At 60.9% G+C, this 13631-nt stretch carries 14 protein-coding genes, 1 tRNA gene and 1 pseudogene; 8 read left to right on the forward strand and 8 right to left on the reverse strand.

Annotated features, from left to right (window positions below; all coding sequences use genetic code 11):
- Nucleotides 1-31 precede the first annotated feature (31 nt).
- Nucleotides 32-964, reverse strand: a complete 933-nt coding sequence (locus D3654_RS20765) for a C40 family peptidase (RefSeq protein ID WP_162943667.1) — start codon at nucleotides 962-964, stop codon at nucleotides 32-34.
- Nucleotides 965-1959: 995 nt separating this feature from the next.
- Complete coding sequence (locus D3654_RS07060) at nucleotides 1960-2955, reverse strand: RNA polymerase sigma factor (protein ID WP_162943668.1); 996 nt, start codon at nucleotides 2953-2955, stop codon at nucleotides 1960-1962.
- 98 nt (nucleotides 2956-3053) lie between these two features.
- Here D3654_RS07060 and D3654_RS21010 point away from each other — a divergent pair, with 98 nt between their 5' ends.
- Nucleotides 3054-3377 (forward strand): ArsR/SmtB family transcription factor, encoded by a 324-nt coding sequence (locus D3654_RS21010; protein WP_120520808.1) that lies wholly within the window; start codon nucleotides 3054-3056, stop codon nucleotides 3375-3377.
- Here D3654_RS21010 and D3654_RS07070 read toward each other — a convergent pair.
- A complete protein-coding gene (locus D3654_RS07070; RefSeq protein WP_245413130.1) occupies nucleotides 3331-3771 on the reverse strand; it encodes a hypothetical protein in 441 nt (146 codons plus the stop codon). The two genes, D3654_RS21010 and D3654_RS07070, sit on opposite strands and share 47 nt — an antisense overlap.
- Before the next feature lie 122 nt (nucleotides 3772-3893).
- The gene (locus tag D3654_RS07075) at nucleotides 3894-4238 is read right to left on the reverse strand and encodes a hypothetical protein (RefSeq protein WP_120520809.1); all 345 of its coding nucleotides are present in this window, start codon (nucleotides 4236-4238) and stop codon (nucleotides 3894-3896) included.
- A gap of 164 nt (nucleotides 4239-4402) precedes the next feature.
- Here D3654_RS07075 and D3654_RS21015 point away from each other — a divergent pair, with 164 nt between their 5' ends.
- The 6 genes from D3654_RS21015 to D3654_RS20435 all read left to right on the forward strand — a co-directional run bounded on the left by D3654_RS21015 (nucleotide 4403) and on the right by D3654_RS20435 (nucleotide 9278).
- On the forward strand, nucleotides 4403-4657 hold the full coding sequence (locus tag D3654_RS21015) for a winged helix-turn-helix domain-containing protein (protein WP_425359398.1): 255 nt from the start codon (nucleotides 4403-4405) through the stop codon (nucleotides 4655-4657).
- Between the two features lie 36 nt (nucleotides 4658-4693).
- The gene (locus D3654_RS07085; protein WP_120520811.1) at nucleotides 4694-4939 is read left to right on the forward strand and encodes a hypothetical protein; all 246 of its coding nucleotides are present in this window, start codon (nucleotides 4694-4696) and stop codon (nucleotides 4937-4939) included.
- 874 nt (nucleotides 4940-5813) lie between these two features.
- On the forward strand, nucleotides 5814-6671 hold the full coding sequence (locus tag D3654_RS07090; RefSeq protein WP_120520812.1) for a hypothetical protein: 858 nt from the start codon (nucleotides 5814-5816) through the stop codon (nucleotides 6669-6671).
- Between the two features lie 281 nt (nucleotides 6672-6952).
- The gene (locus tag D3654_RS07095; protein ID WP_162943669.1) at nucleotides 6953-7885 is read left to right on the forward strand and encodes a restriction endonuclease; all 933 of its coding nucleotides are present in this window, start codon (nucleotides 6953-6955) and stop codon (nucleotides 7883-7885) included.
- Nucleotides 7886-7986: 101 nt separating this feature from the next.
- The gene (locus D3654_RS20430; protein ID WP_162943670.1) at nucleotides 7987-8142 is read left to right on the forward strand and encodes a CPBP family intramembrane glutamic endopeptidase; all 156 of its coding nucleotides are present in this window, start codon (nucleotides 7987-7989) and stop codon (nucleotides 8140-8142) included.
- Between the two features lie 83 nt (nucleotides 8143-8225).
- Nucleotides 8226-9278: a hypothetical protein gene (locus D3654_RS20435; protein WP_162943671.1), complete on the forward strand. Its 1053-nt coding sequence runs from the start codon at nucleotides 8226-8228 to the stop codon at nucleotides 9276-9278.
- A gap of 47 nt (nucleotides 9279-9325) precedes the next feature.
- On the opposite strand, the pseudogene D3654_RS20770 reads toward D3654_RS20435, so the two are convergent.
- The 3 genes and pseudogenes from D3654_RS20770 to D3654_RS07110 all read right to left on the reverse strand — a co-directional run.
- Nucleotides 9326-9609: pseudogene (locus tag D3654_RS20770) on the reverse strand (IS21 family transposase); the annotation flags it as partial.
- 237 nt (nucleotides 9610-9846) lie between these two features.
- A complete protein-coding gene (locus tag D3654_RS07105) occupies nucleotides 9847-10977 on the reverse strand; it encodes a tyrosine-type recombinase/integrase (RefSeq protein WP_120520815.1) in 1131 nt (376 codons plus the stop codon).
- A gap of 88 nt (nucleotides 10978-11065) precedes the next feature.
- Nucleotides 11066-11147: transfer RNA gene (locus tag D3654_RS07110), tRNA-Leu, on the reverse strand.
- A gap of 179 nt (nucleotides 11148-11326) precedes the next feature.
- Between D3654_RS07110 and D3654_RS07115 the strand changes: the two genes are divergently transcribed.
- Nucleotides 11327-11932, forward strand: a complete 606-nt coding sequence (locus tag D3654_RS07115; protein ID WP_120520816.1) for an ANTAR domain-containing response regulator — start codon at nucleotides 11327-11329, stop codon at nucleotides 11930-11932.
- Nucleotides 11933-12086: 154 nt separating this feature from the next.
- Here D3654_RS07115 and pyk read toward each other — a convergent pair whose 3' ends face one another.
- Nucleotides 12087-13583, reverse strand: a complete 1497-nt coding sequence (pyk, locus tag D3654_RS07120) for a pyruvate kinase (protein ID WP_120520817.1) — start codon at nucleotides 13581-13583, stop codon at nucleotides 12087-12089.
- Between the last annotated feature and the right edge of the window lie 48 nt (nucleotides 13584-13631).

A 13631-nucleotide genomic window follows, 5' to 3' on the forward strand; every position in this document is an offset into this window, starting at 1 on the left:
GAGACGGGTCGCCCCTCCGGGTACGGACAGATTATCTCTTGTGTCCGGCGCTGCCGTCGTTATTGGAAAAACGATGCCCGTTCAAGTTCAAAACATCGAAATACTTCGTGTCTGAATTCCACACGGTCGGGTGCAGCAGGGTCCCCACCGCAGGGTTGAGGGCGCTGTACATCATGCCGTTGCCGGCGTAGAGGCCGACATGCCCCCAGTGATTCGGTCCGTCGGCATTCTGAACAACCAGGTCCCCCGGCTGCGGTTTTTCGGTTCTCGCTCCAACAGCCCATTGCTCAGTCCGTGGCAGGTTGATCCCGACCTGCCGGTAGATCCACTGAACGTAGCCCGAGCAATCCCATGCCTTGTACGCGGTACCACCCCAGATATACGTTCCGCCCACGCCCTCTTGGGCAAACCGCAGGACGTCTTTACGGATCTGAGCGAGATCCGCCACATCGGGCGTCCGGGCAAGAACGCCCTTGGCGACAAGACACTCGGGCAGCGCCACGCCACCATCTAGCGCCTCGACAATCGCGGTAGCTTGAGGCTCCCAGCGCTCGTATAGCTCAGGAAACGCCGACACCTGGACGGCCTGCGCCGCTTGGCCCTTGCTCATTGTTTGCCAGCCCTGAATATCCAACAGACCCGGCGGGCTGCCATGGTTTGGACCGGCCGGCCCGCCATAGAAGGCCTTTACGTTGTATGCGGGATTCATCAGCTGTGCCACGGTCCCCCACCCTGCCGCCGGACGTTGTTGGGCCGTACCAAGGGAGTCATGGTCGCTGCCCACGCCGTCGTGCGGGTACCTGAGCGAAGCGGGCACATTCACATTCGCCAAGACGCGAAGGCTGGATTCCTGCAGCGCCATCATGATCGCGATGATCTGCCCCTCCCGCGGCACGCCCAGTTGTCGGCCGATCGACACGTAGTCCCTCGCAATAGCCATCTGCCGCGCTGTGAAGGTTGCCAACGTCTCCTTACGAGTACGCACGGCCAGGGCTTCGGGTTCAGGCGCGGTCCGCGTGCCTCCCAAATCCAGCGAACAAACCTCCGAAGGGTTCGCAGCATTGGCTCCGAGCAGGGCAACACCAGCGCAGAACGCAAAGGCGCCCACAAACGTCGCAGCCGTGACAGCTGCCGCGCAAGCCCGAACAAGAGCCCGGCGCCTGACCAGCCCGACAACCAACGCTTGAACCGCCATCAGTAGACAATCCTGTCCGGCGTGGCATAGAAGCCGACCATGACGCATCTGTCGGCTGGGGCCGTGGGCGCTGGCGGACAATTCATCATCACGCTGACAGGCGCGGTGTACGTGTTGCGGGAAGCCGCTGCCTGATCGACAACCCGGACTGAGACAGTGCACACATGCAGGCCCACCCATGGCGCCGGCCGCTCCCGCACTTTAGCCAGTTCGCCATCGCACTTCAAGGATTGAACCGTGGCCGAGCGAAAAGCCTGCTGTCCCGCGAGCGATGTGTAGCTTCCAGCGTTGATGCCTGTGGCTTCAAACTCCTGCACCAAAACGGCTAGCGGATTGGAACCATCCGGCAAAACGTGCCACCAGCTGCGAAGGCGCGAGTAGACGTCAGAGTACGACGCTGACCGAGTGTCCCAGCTGTAAATCAAGGTTGCTGCCGCGGTAGCGAGTTTGCGGAAGTCCGTGGTGGAAGGTGCGCCGGCCGGCGCCTGAACGGTCGCCGCCGTCGTTGGTTCCGTCATAGGCGATGGGGATGTTTCCGCCGAACTCCTGAAAGTCGGCTCCGCCGTCGGGCTGACCGGCAGCGATTCCCTGGCCGGTCCCGGCGTTGGGCGTGAAAGGGCAAACAGCACAACCGCCGCGCTTAGGACTGTGACCACCGCCAACCACACCCAGCGACCGCTCGATCTCGAGAGCCCACCTCTTCGCGAATTCAGCATTCCGCCTCCTCACCCGCCCATCGCAAGACGGCGGGCCCACAACATGACTCAGCGAGCCGCCTGCAGGGCTGCCTGGAGGATCCTCCACGCAGCCTGATACAACCGGCGTGCAAAGCCGATCTGCACAGCGATGTAGCGCTCGGAAACGCCAAGTTCGATAGCCAAAACTTCAATGGCCCTGTTTCGCTCCGGGCCTCGAAGCCCGGGCCGAACAATGGTTTCGGCGATCCTGCGGAGTACCGCCGTCGGCAGACACCCGGGCGCGCGGCGGCTCACATCATCGACGTCGTGGACTGTCGACCGGTCAACATCCAATGCGTTCTGAACTGTCCGTGCCGTCTGGCGTACGACTGTGACCGCATGCCAGCGACGGCGATCCTGCGACGACGGCGGACCGTACCGGCGTGGGCCTGTGAGGCTATCGAGAGCAAGACGCCAAACCTCCCTTGGCACATTTGTCTTGGTCAGTTCAATGATCGTTCGGGCCCATTGCTGGTCGATGATCCTGTCGGCACTTTGATCCCCGTTCTCAACGATGCCGAGAACGGCCTGGGCATCGATCGCTGCGGGTCCATTGTTCTCGCTCGGCTCCGCGAGAAGCGGAAGAGCCTGGTGGCTCAATTCCCGGCGAACGTGGGAAGCACACACGTTCGCGCACACTCCTTGCACCCAGGCACCGAACGGAATACCCGGGAGCTGGCGATAGTGCCCGCGAGTTAGTCCGTCCCAAACCGCGACCCGGATGTCCTGCATGACGTCATCGACGTCGCATGCTCGTCCTATGCGTGAGAGATGCGACATGACATACCGCCGCACACCGTCGACGGCGACCATGATCTGGTCCACCGGGACCGCGGCCTCAAGCGCCGACGGCGCCCCACGTAAGGCAAGATCGACGGTGCTTGGGACTGGTTCATTCTCTTGGGTTGATTTGCCCTTGGCTTCGATACCCATGGTGTTTACCACTTCGACTGACAGATCCGATACTTCTGGCGCCAGCACGGCTGGCGCCTTTGAGTGGCGGCCGCGTTCCGGGTCGACCACGACGAAGGAAAGCTATACAAGATATTTTCAAAGATACTTAAAGTATCGTCAAGACTGTCAGTCTTACTTTTCAGCGTTTGTTCGGTAAGAATGGTGCCATGCCAAGGATCACGCAGCCCCAAGACCATGCATGGTCCGCGGACGTCGAGGCTGCCGTTGCGACGTTTGGCAACCGATCGAGAAACGAGATTCTTCGCTACCTCTCAGCGCACGGCCCTGCAACGCGCGGCGACATTGTGGCGGCTGTCAGCGCGGGTGAACCCAGCGTTGCCAAGCACTTGCTGGCCCTGGAGGAGGCTGGCGCAATCGTGGTTGACCTGGAACCAGGCCGAAGGCATGGCCGTTCCCCCCGATATTCAGCCAACAGCCTCCGAATCAAGGAGTTGCTGGATGCTCATCTTCGGTATCTTCTGGAGGGCTAGCAGCAGCCTGCTCGGCGCTAGGGTAACGACCGATATCCCTGTTGAGGAACTCGGAAATGACCCTCAGCGTCTCTGGGGAAACGTCGCCGAGGGTTCTGGCCGCGAACGACTTCACCCGCGCGGCCCGAAGGGACTTCACAAACTCCAGTTGCGAGTCGATGCGTTCAGGTAGAGCGGCGTCACCGCCGGCCAGGTATTCGGGATCGACCCCAAATATGTCGCAGAGACCTTCCAAGAGCTCCGGGTCGCTGACCAGGCGCCCGGTCCCCTCTTTCATATAGAACCAGCGGGCACGAGACAAATTGATGCCTCTGGAGGCAAGCTCTCCCTGTACTTCGCGAAAGGTCACCGGCTTGCCACGCTCGGCCACGACGACGTCGAGCAGCAGGTTCAAACGACGAGCGAGTTGGGCTTGCGGCGACAAAGGGTTGCCTGGGCTTGAAGCCTCATCCCGCATCGCTCACCCCTCGATCACCCATTGGACGCGCGGTCATCCGGTTAGTCACGGCGGCGCCTTTAGGCCCAAGTATTCCCCGACTCATTCTGCTCGGCAATCAACTGCTCAATTCGGCGGTCCAGGCATGACATCAAAATGACTTCGGCCGAAGGTTGGATTGGCAGATGCCGAAGCACGGGCGCTGCAAAGTCCTGGCACGCTCTCAATAGTTCGAATGGCAGCACGTCGTTATGGTCCAGGTGGTAGCAAACCTCGGTCAACAATTCACCGAGGGCACGAAGGAACTCGACCTGTTCTCCCTTCGAGCGATACTGCCAATACCGCTCGGAACGGAGCGCCACTGCAGCCTCGGAAAACATCTTGATCTGTGGATGCTCTTGCACGTCGACCTCCTCAAAAGTCACGCCGAGCAGAGCCTCTCCGCCTGGCTACTCAATTGGGGTTCCATCGGTAGGACCAGGGTCTTTCAACATGACGCTGGGAGGCGTAACCTGCTGCTGTAGACCCGTCTACAGCCAGACGGACATACAGCACTTCTCGGATTGCGGTCTCCATGTCGAACATCTTGATGAACCGAACGCGAAGCCAGATCATTCGTTTCCTGCTCAGGAGCGGCCCGTCCACTTGTGGCGAAATCGGCGACGGGGTGGGAGCCTCTCCATCGAGCGTTCGGAGGCAGCTAGGCATCCTACAAGACGCCGGCCTCGTAAAAGGCTCATTCGGTCATTTCGTGGCTTCGCCACATGATGTTCATCTTCACGTCGAAGCATTTGCCTCTGGCTTCCAAGCACCGTCATGCTGCCGCACATCGCTGACTCCATGAGTTGGGAAAGACTCGCACCAAAGGGCGGAGCAGCAAATGAAACTCGAATTCTTCGAACCGGCTGAGGCCGCCTCAGTTCTGAAGTGCACTGAAGCATGGCTCCGCGAAGGTGCCGCGAAGGGCGAATTCCCGCACGCCGTCTGGGGCAAGGGAAAGATCATCTTCACGTCAGGCCATTTGAAGGAGATCGCACAGCTGCGGGAGGTCCGGTCCAATGGTCCTGCAGCATCCACTGTTCGTATGATCGGGACCCGTGCTCGGACAAAGCAGAAATACTCCTAGAAACCCTTCTCAGGCTAGGCAGAACCCTGACTGTTGCCTTTGTTGAAATGAGCGAGTGAGTGAGACTGCTTCCGGGCACTGCCGATACCGGTGCGCCCCTACCAGGACGAGACAACTCGCTCCTTCATCCGGCGGCTCGAAACCTGCCGCCATCGCCTCACCCTTCCGTCCCGGATCGCCCACTCACGCTAACCGGACATCTTTTTGAAGGAGCAGAGATGACGTCACCGAAGGCTGGTCCCCGAGCGGGACCCGCTGCCGCACCGGATGGATGCCGACTGGCTACCACGATTCCGCGGCTCCAACGCGATCCGCCCAACCACGCCCCGCTGATCTGCACCCACTACGAAAAGCACCGGCACCCGGGACTCAGATCCTTGTTCCGCATACGGTCACCTCACCGGGCATTTTCGCGGGCGGTTCTTATGGGAATCGGCTGGTCGTGGAAACACAGGGATCAGATCCGGCATCTTTCAACGGCACGTGTCCCGTTGATCGACCGGCTTACGGACGCCTCGTCGACTGGCCCGGACTTCGGCGGTGCTTCTGCGACCACCCGTTCGGCCCACGAGAGCGACGAGCCGGCCGGCGCTCGGGGCCGTTCCGGATGCCGGGCGGTACCGCATGTAAGCCTGCGTGGAAAACCAAAGGTTTCGCGTACTCTGCCTGTAAAGACCGATTACGAAGACCTGGACGCCACGGTGGTGGATGCGCTTCGTTACGACGTAATGGGCGAGGCCCTGGCCCAGGCCCAGGCCGCCCACGAAGTCCTGGACCGGACACCGGACTGTCCATCCCAGCCAAGCCTTCGGTCTAGAGACGTGGCCGAACAGCGGACGCCAAATACACGATTAACGCCCCTTAGAATGGGCACGTGGATGCAGTATCCCGGGTCGAGTACGAGAGCGCAGCATTAGAGAGGTTGTTGCACGCAGCCGATCTTTTCCAGTCCCTCGAGCGCGAGATCGACGAATGGAACAGGAAAAATGTCCTGCTCGCACCGACAAGGCGCAACGCATCGGACCCCCGGGAATTGGAGATCTTCATACCGCGGGAGCCTCGACTTCCGCTTTCCCGCTGGAGCAACAGTTTTGGCGACGGAGTGCACAGCTTGCGTTCCTCGCTCGACAGGCTCGCCTTCGAACTTTGCCATCTGACCGACCAAGAACCCGAGAAGCCCACACAGATCTATTTCCCAATCGCCGAGAAACCGGGCGAGTGGAGGGACAAGATCAAGCATCTCGGGTCGATACCGGAGAGGATTCTGGAGCGCCTCGAGCAGGTGCAGCCCTGGCACTCAGCCAATCCGAAAACGCACTTACTGACTCTTATCCACGGCCTGGACATCATGGACAAACACCGGACCAAGGTCGATGTGATCGCGCTCCCGGCCGGATGGTCGCCGGAGAGGCTGCAGCCATGGCCAGGGGGCGAGGAGTACCCGGAGGCGTGGGAGAACCCTTGGATGCGGGTCACATATGACGGCCCTGTGGGCTGCGTCGCGGAGCCTGCACTGTGGGACGTCGACGCATGGCCATTGGTCCATTTCGAAGGTCGTATGGCGCTCCTGGGCCGGCTCCAGCCATGGCTCTACCAGGAGACCATGCGCATTTTCCTATTCGTCACGTCCGGCGAGTGGCCCGAGTCAACCAATCCCGTACCCGAACCGGAATGGGTCGTACTACCGCCCTGGGGCATCCAGCCTTATGCCAAACGTCCCCGAGGTACCTAACCGGATCGGCTTTGGAGTAGCCATTCGAGTCGCAAAACGGACAGAGCCCACCTGACATCCGCCCGGTAAGGGATCCCCTTGCGGGCTTCTCCAAGCGACAAACAGCGTGCGAAAAAGCCGCCATTTACCGCCGAAGTCGCAGCAGCCGGGTGACGATGACGTCGGCCGCTGCGACAGAATCAACCGATTACGGCGCCGCGCATGCAGCCCGTCCATTTCATTTCAGGCCACCGTCATTCCTGGTCCTGTATCTTGTCGATGCGGTCAAGCAATATAGGAGGATGCCCATTGACCAGAGCAATGAAAACAACTCCACGTCTGAGCCCGTAACGGGTAAGGACGATTCGGCTGACTCGGGCGAGCCGGCCGACAAGGACCACGCAAGTGGGCCAAGCCCTGCAACCGGGACAGAACACGAAATTGAGATCGGCAATCCACCCAACGACATTGTGATCTCGACGGACGACGTAGCCCTCGGGTCGCTGGATTTCGAGCCGCTGACACCGACAGACTTCGAAGAGTTCTGTTTCGATCTAATGTCGGCCGTCGGTTTCATCAACGTCGACTGGCGAAAAGGGACTCCGCTTCCCTCCTCACCGTCGGACAGCGGGCGCGACATTGTTGGCCTGCGTGAACATTATGACGTGGACGGGCACAAGTACACAGAGACGTGGTTCGTAGACTGCAAGCACTACAAGCGTGGTGTCCCGCCGGATGCGCTGCAGGGCACCCTTGCCTGGGCCCAGGCGGAGCGTCCGGCGGTCGTTCTCTTCATCGCGTCTGGCTACTTGACAAACGGTGCGAAAGACTGGTTGGCAACCTATATGCGAGAGAATAGGCCTGCCTTTCGCATCCGAGTCTGGGAAAAGCCACAGCTCCGCAGCATGGTTGAGCAACATCTCGATGTTGCATTCAAGCACGACGTCGCCACGGCAACTCTTAGACGCATCTCTGAGATCCTCGCAGCGGAGGCTGCTCTAGTTGATCAGCTTTGGTATGGGCGGAAGCCGCTTGACGAGAACATGAGCCTTCAAGGCTGGTCGCAGGAGACCATTTCGGCTGTTCTGAGATCCAAACGCCAGATGGAGGAGCAGTACGGTCGCGAGGTGCTCGACGAAAACGTAGAGGACGACTGGCACTGGGGCTACTTGTCGGGTCGGGTGGCTGCCCTTCGCTGGGTACTCGGCTGGGATTGGGGCATGCTGGACAGCTGACGAGCCCCGCGTGACGGCTTAGACGGCCTCGCCGCTAAGCCTGCGCCCAGCAAATGCCTTCTCGACTTTCTAGACAGGGCCACGGACGAAACTGATCGGCGATGCGCGTTTCCACCCGGCAGCAGTCGACCGACCGACAGTTGGCAGACCTTCTGGTGGCCGGTGGTGCCGCGTTCACATGGCTCGCCCTGCGCTACCAAACGCTGCCCCCAGGCCTCATGATGCACGCCCTCTACAACGCCATTCCAGAATTCTGACGGCAACCTAAATGACGAAACGACCGATAGCGGCCCAACTCACGTCCCTTGGATGCGAGTCAACGGACGCCCATACTTAGGGCGTGGTATTTGATGACTTAACCCGGAAGGCGATTGGTGAGGTCGAAGCGCTCTCTAAAAGCGTCGTCAGTGACCTGGATGAATCCGCCGGCGGGATCGGCTGGTGGTCTGGCTACGGGCTTCAAGCTGAGACCATGGCGGGGCTGTCGGACTATCTCATTGACGCGATCCGGGGAGTCGGTCGCGCCTTGGGCATGGCAGATTTCACCCTTCATGATTACGCACAAGAACGCGAGAGCGCCGATTCCAAGATGCGCACCCGCATGAAGAATAACCGCGGGGATTTTCTCGCACGAGGGACCGATAAACCGGCAGACGAAGCTTCCCGACTGCACCTGCAATCGTGCGTTTACTCGTTCCTCAATCTTGGGTGCTCCGTCCTGGACACTCTGGCAGGCACGGTAATCGGCATCGCTGCATTGAAGCTTCCACTCGTCAAAGCAGACCTTGCGAAGTTCACACCCTTCTCAAAAGCGCCCGAATACCCGTCCGCTCAGAGGATCCGGAATACCCTGCACCCACATGCGGAAGCACAGGCTTTTCAATTGGGGCTCATTCGTTCCTTCAGAACATCAGTGATGGATGCCGGGCCCGAGGGTTGGTATGTCTGGCTCGACCATAAGCGCAATCAACTCGCCCACCGGGGTCCCCGCCTGCAAATTTCTGCCTTTGTCCCTGTAGAGCCAGGACCGCGCGTCATTCTGCTGGAGCGCGAACCTGACAAAACAACCATCCAAGGCTTTCAAGGTGACAAGCCCAACGTAGAGAGCATCTACCTTCTTGAGGACGAGCTGACAACCATGAAGGGCCTGTTGAAGTCGCTAAATGCGGCCACTATCGGGACCACCCTTGCCGCCAGGTCCGCGTGGGACCAACGCCGTGAAAACCCGCACCTGGTACCCCAGCCGCATAGCCAGTGGCATCAGCCCAAAACCAGTGGGTTCAAGGGCTATGAACCGGCTCCGGAGCTGTTCAAGAATGTCACTGCAGCAATCATCAACCCAATCGATGCGGCACGGTTGAATACCGCCCGCGCGCTCGATGGCACTGCATGAACGGCCTGGAAACAGATATGCTGCTGGGCTTGGGCAAACGCATAGAGCAGGGGCGTCAGGATCCTCCCGGCGGTGTGGCGCTGTTTCCGCGGTGCCGTCGTGTCCTCGATCAGCATCTGATCAGTCGCGGCCTTGAACGGTTCCAGGCGATGCGGTACCCCGCGGCGGGGTTTCCCTCCGGCGGCTCAGCTGATTCAAGGGCCTGTCGCACGATCCGTCGATGGAAGCTATGGCGGCGTGTGAGTTCACGGATCGACAAACCCTCAATCCTGGCATCCCTACGGATCCTCGCGAACAACTCCACCCGTGCACCGACCCGGACCTCTAACAAAGGGCTCGTTCCAATCGGATGGAACAAGCCTCAGGTGGGGCCACTTATAACCGTCATAACCACGAGCGAGTCAGGAAGCGGGGCCAGAAATAAGCGTCCTACCGGCGTGATTGTGTCAACTTCACTGGAGCCCACCATGACGCTCAGGTGGGCACCGTTCCATGGTCGGCTCCGATCAGACTGACATATTCACCTAGCCGTAGTCATCTGCGCTGGTTCACCCCCGTTTCTGGCCTATCAGCCTCTCCAAGCCACCGCAGACCGCTCGACGGCGTCCGCAGCGTCCTGCAGAGCCTGCGGCATCAGGTGACCGTAGACCTGCTCCGTCGTCCGCGTGGAAGCATGCCCCAGCCTCCGGGAAACCGTGAACAAGGAGACACCATCCTGGATTAGCCATGACGCGTGAGTATGGCGCAGATCGTGGATACGAGGAGACTTCTTGAGGCCTCGAGCCTGCGCTGCTTCCACGGCCGGCACCCAGTAATGGTGCCAATACAGCTTGTGGACGATCCGCTCACCCTTCGGAGTCGTGAACAAGAGGTCCGAGCCAGGCCGGCTGGCCACCAAAGGAATCAGGAGCTCCACAAGCTGCGGATTCAGCGAGACAGTCCGTTTGCCGGCACCGGTCTTCGTGGCGCCGACGTAGTACTCGGAATCCGCGCCGCGCTTCCATGCTTTGTTAATCCGGATGGTGGCCGGCTTGGACATCAGATCCACGTCTGCGACCGTCACAGCGGTGGCCTCACCAAAGCGGGTTCCAGTCATGACCAGGAACTCGGTGAATGCCTTGTATCGCTCCCCCATGCATTCAAGGATCAAGCCGAATTCAGCGTGAGTCAGGAAGCGGGCCTCGTCCTCAGCCTTCTCGCCGGACGGGAGCTGAACACCCCGGCACGGATTGTCCTTCCGGTACCGCAACATCACGGCCGTTTCCATGGCGGCAAAGATCAACCCGTGGTTGTTCTTGATGGTCTTGGGCGAGCGGCCCTTCTTCTGCATCGTCTTGATCCAGTAGGTGATGTGCCGGTAGTCCAGCTTGTCGACCGGAATGTGCCCGATCACGTCGGCGATGTGGAGCTTCAGCATCGTCTGGTACGTGTGCACGGTGCCAACGGAGGGCCGCACCAAGAGATCGATGTGTTCCTGGACCACGGCCGCAACAGTGGGCGCCTTGGTCTGGTTCTTGACCATCGCATGCTGGGCGATTTCGAAGGACTGATTGTTGGCGTCGAGAAGACGCTTCAGGGTCTCGGCTTCAGCCGCCGTCGCGAGGGTGATGTTTTCTTGCTTGCGCGTCTCGGGATTGCGCCAACGGACCGTGAACGACGACGATCCGTCCGATTTTTTGCGCTCCCAAATGCTGGCCATGCACAAAATTTTAGGCTTCGTGTGCACAGAAAACGAGATTTTGTGCACACTCAGAAGCCTAAAACCGCTCTGACCTGCGGAAACACTGTGCCCGAGGTGGGACTCGAACCCACACACCTTTCGATACCGCATTTTGAGTGCGGCGCGTCTGCCAATTCCGCCACTCGGGCGCGGAACACCCCGACAAGACCACGGCTGCAGAACATCCGCCCCTGTTGGAGTGCGCGAAACTACTCTACATGCAGATAGTCTGAATCCCAGAACCGACCCGGCCGAGCAATAAATCATACGCACGAAACCGGGGCCACTAAGATGGTGGAGAACCCGCCGTACCCTCCAAGGAGATCCTGTGTCAGAACAGACGGAATCCAAGCCCGCTTCCCAGCCTGTCCGCCGCGTTGTTGTCGCAGAAGATGAGACCCTCATCCGCCTCGACATCATCGAAATCCTGAAGGGCGAGGGCTTCGACGTCGTCGGCGAAGCGGACAACGGCGAGAAGGCCGTGGAACTGGCCGAGGAGCTCACCCCGGACCTCGTGCTCATGGACGTCAAGATGCCCGTCATGGACGGCATCTCCGCCGCCGAAAAGATCGTCAAGGCCCGCATCGCCCCGGTGGTCCTGCTGACCGCCTTCAGCCAGAAGGAACTGGTGGAGCGTGCCCGCGACGCCGGCGCCATGGCCTACGTCGTCAAGCCCTTCACCCCGGCCGACCTCATCCCGGCGATCGAGATCGCCCTCTCCCGCCACGAGGAGATCAAGGCCCTCGAAAGCGAAGTTTCCGACCTGCAGGAGCAGTTCGCCACCCGCAAGCTCGTGGAGCGCGCCAAGAGCCTGCTGACCACCAAGATGGGCCTGACCGAGCCGGAAGCCTTCCGCTGGATCCAGAAGACCTCCATGGACCGCCGCCTGAGCATGCGCGAAGTGGCCGAAACCATCATCAACCAGGTCAACTAAGCGTCACGCCGCAAAGAGGCGTCCGGAAGCCGTACGACGGCGGCCGGGCGCCTTTTTCGCATACCGCACCGACCGCCGTCGTACTTGAGGAAGAAACAGCAAAGGAAGCCCCCGCCAAAACGGCGGGAGCCTCCTTTGCTGTAGCGGAAGAAGATCAGGCCTTGGCCGGCTTCTTCTTCTTCTTTTCCGGCCACGGGCCGAGCTTTTCCTTGCGCTCCGCACTTGCCTTGGAGGTGTCGGCAAGGTCGCCGACCTTGTGCACCTTCAGGGAGTTCGTGGAACCGGCCTGTCCGGGAGGCGAACCGGCAGCGATGACCACGAGGTCGCCGTTGTCGACGAGCTTCATGTCCAGCAGGCTGCGGTCGACCTGTGCGGTCATGGCGTCCGTGTGGTCCACGGTGGAGACCAGCACCGGCCGGATGCCCCAGGTGAGGGCCAGCTGGTTCCAGACGTGCTCCACCGGGGTGAAGGCGAAGACCGGCTTGATCGGGCGCAGGCGGGACAGGCGGCGTGCGGAGTCACCGGACTGGGTGAAGGTACAGATGTACTTCGCTTCCAGCTGGTCGGCGATTTCGACGGCGGCGCGGGTGATTGCGCCGCCGCGGGTCTTGGGCTTGGTGCCCAGCGGAGGAACGCGCTCCAGTCCGTGCTCCTCAGTGGACTCGATGATCCGCGCCATGGTCTTGACGGTCTCGATCGGGTACTTGCCCACGCTGGTCTCGCCGGAGAGCATGACGGCGTCGGCACCGTCGAGCACGGCGTTGGCGCAGTCAGAGGCCTCGGCGCGGGTCGGGCGCGGGTTGTCGATCATGGATTCGAGGACCTGGGTGGCAACGATGACCGGCTTGGCCCAGCGGCGGGCCAGTTCGATGGCGCGCTTCTGGACGATCGGCACCTCTTCGAGCGGCAGCTCGACGCCGAGGTCGCCACGGGCCACCATGATCGCGTCGAACGCGTCGATGATCTCGTGCAACTGGTCCACGGCCTGCGGCTTTTCGATCTTGGCGATCACCGGAACGCGGCGGCCTTCTTCGTCCATGATCTCGTGCACGCGCTTGATGTCGGCCGCATCACGGACGAAGGAGAGCGCCACGAGGTCGACCCCGCGCTTGATGGCCCAGCGGAGATCGTCCTCGTCCTTTTCGCTCAGTGCGGGGACGTTGACGGCGACGCCGGGCAGGTTGATGCCCTTGTTGTTGGACACCATGCCGCCGACGGTGACGGTGGCGACGACCTTGACGTCGTCCACCGCGGTCGCGCGCAGGGACACCTTGCCGTCGTCGATCAGGAGGGTGTCTCCAACCTTGACGTCTTCGGTGAGGCTCTTGAGCGTGGTGGAGCAGATGTCCTTGGTACCGGGGACGTCCTCGGTGGTGATGGTGAAGGTGTCACCGACCTCGAGGGCGTGCGGGCCCTCGACGAAACGGCCCAGGCGGATCTTCGGTCCCTGCAGGTCGGCCATGATGGCGACCGGCTTGTGCAACTGGGCGGAGGCCTTGCGGACGTTCTCGTAAGTGTTGTCGTGAACGGAGTAGTCGCCGTGGCTCATGTTCATGCGGGCGACATCGACGCCGGCCTCGAGCACCGCGAGGGTGTTGTCGAAGCTGGAGATGGCCGGGCCGAAGGTTGCCACGATTTTCGCGCGTCTCATATACCTACCCTAGTAATTGTGCTGCTGGATGTGGATGGGGAACTTGCG

The organism is Arthrobacter celericrescens (assembly GCF_003614925.1).
Lineage (GTDB): Bacteria > Actinomycetota > Actinomycetes > Actinomycetales > Micrococcaceae > Arthrobacter > Arthrobacter celericrescens.

What these genes read in the sequence shown, in the direction of transcription:
- pyk (WP_120520817.1), bottom strand. Translation starts at nt 13,583, where the DNA reads ATGAGACGCGCGAAAATCGTGGCAACCTTCGGCCCGGCCATCTCCAGC.
- D3654_RS20430 (WP_162943670.1), top strand. Translation starts at nt 7,987, where the DNA reads ATGCGCGTTTCCACCCGGCAGCAGTCGACCGACCGACAGTTGGCAGAC.
- D3654_RS07085 (WP_120520811.1), top strand. Translation starts at nt 4,694, where the DNA reads ATGAAACTCGAATTCTTCGAACCGGCTGAGGCCGCCTCAGTTCTGAAG.
- D3654_RS07095 (WP_162943669.1), top strand. Translation starts at nt 6,953, where the DNA reads ATGCCCATTGACCAGAGCAATGAAAACAACTCCACGTCTGAGCCCGTA.
- D3654_RS21015 (WP_425359398.1), top strand. Translation starts at nt 4,403, where the DNA reads ATGAACCGAACGCGAAGCCAGATCATTCGTTTCCTGCTCAGGAGCGGC.
- D3654_RS07105 (WP_120520815.1), bottom strand. Translation starts at nt 10,977, where the DNA reads ATGGCCAGCATTTGGGAGCGCAAAAAATCGGACGGATCGTCGTCGTTC.
- D3654_RS21010 (WP_120520808.1), top strand. Translation starts at nt 3,054, where the DNA reads ATGCCAAGGATCACGCAGCCCCAAGACCATGCATGGTCCGCGGACGTC.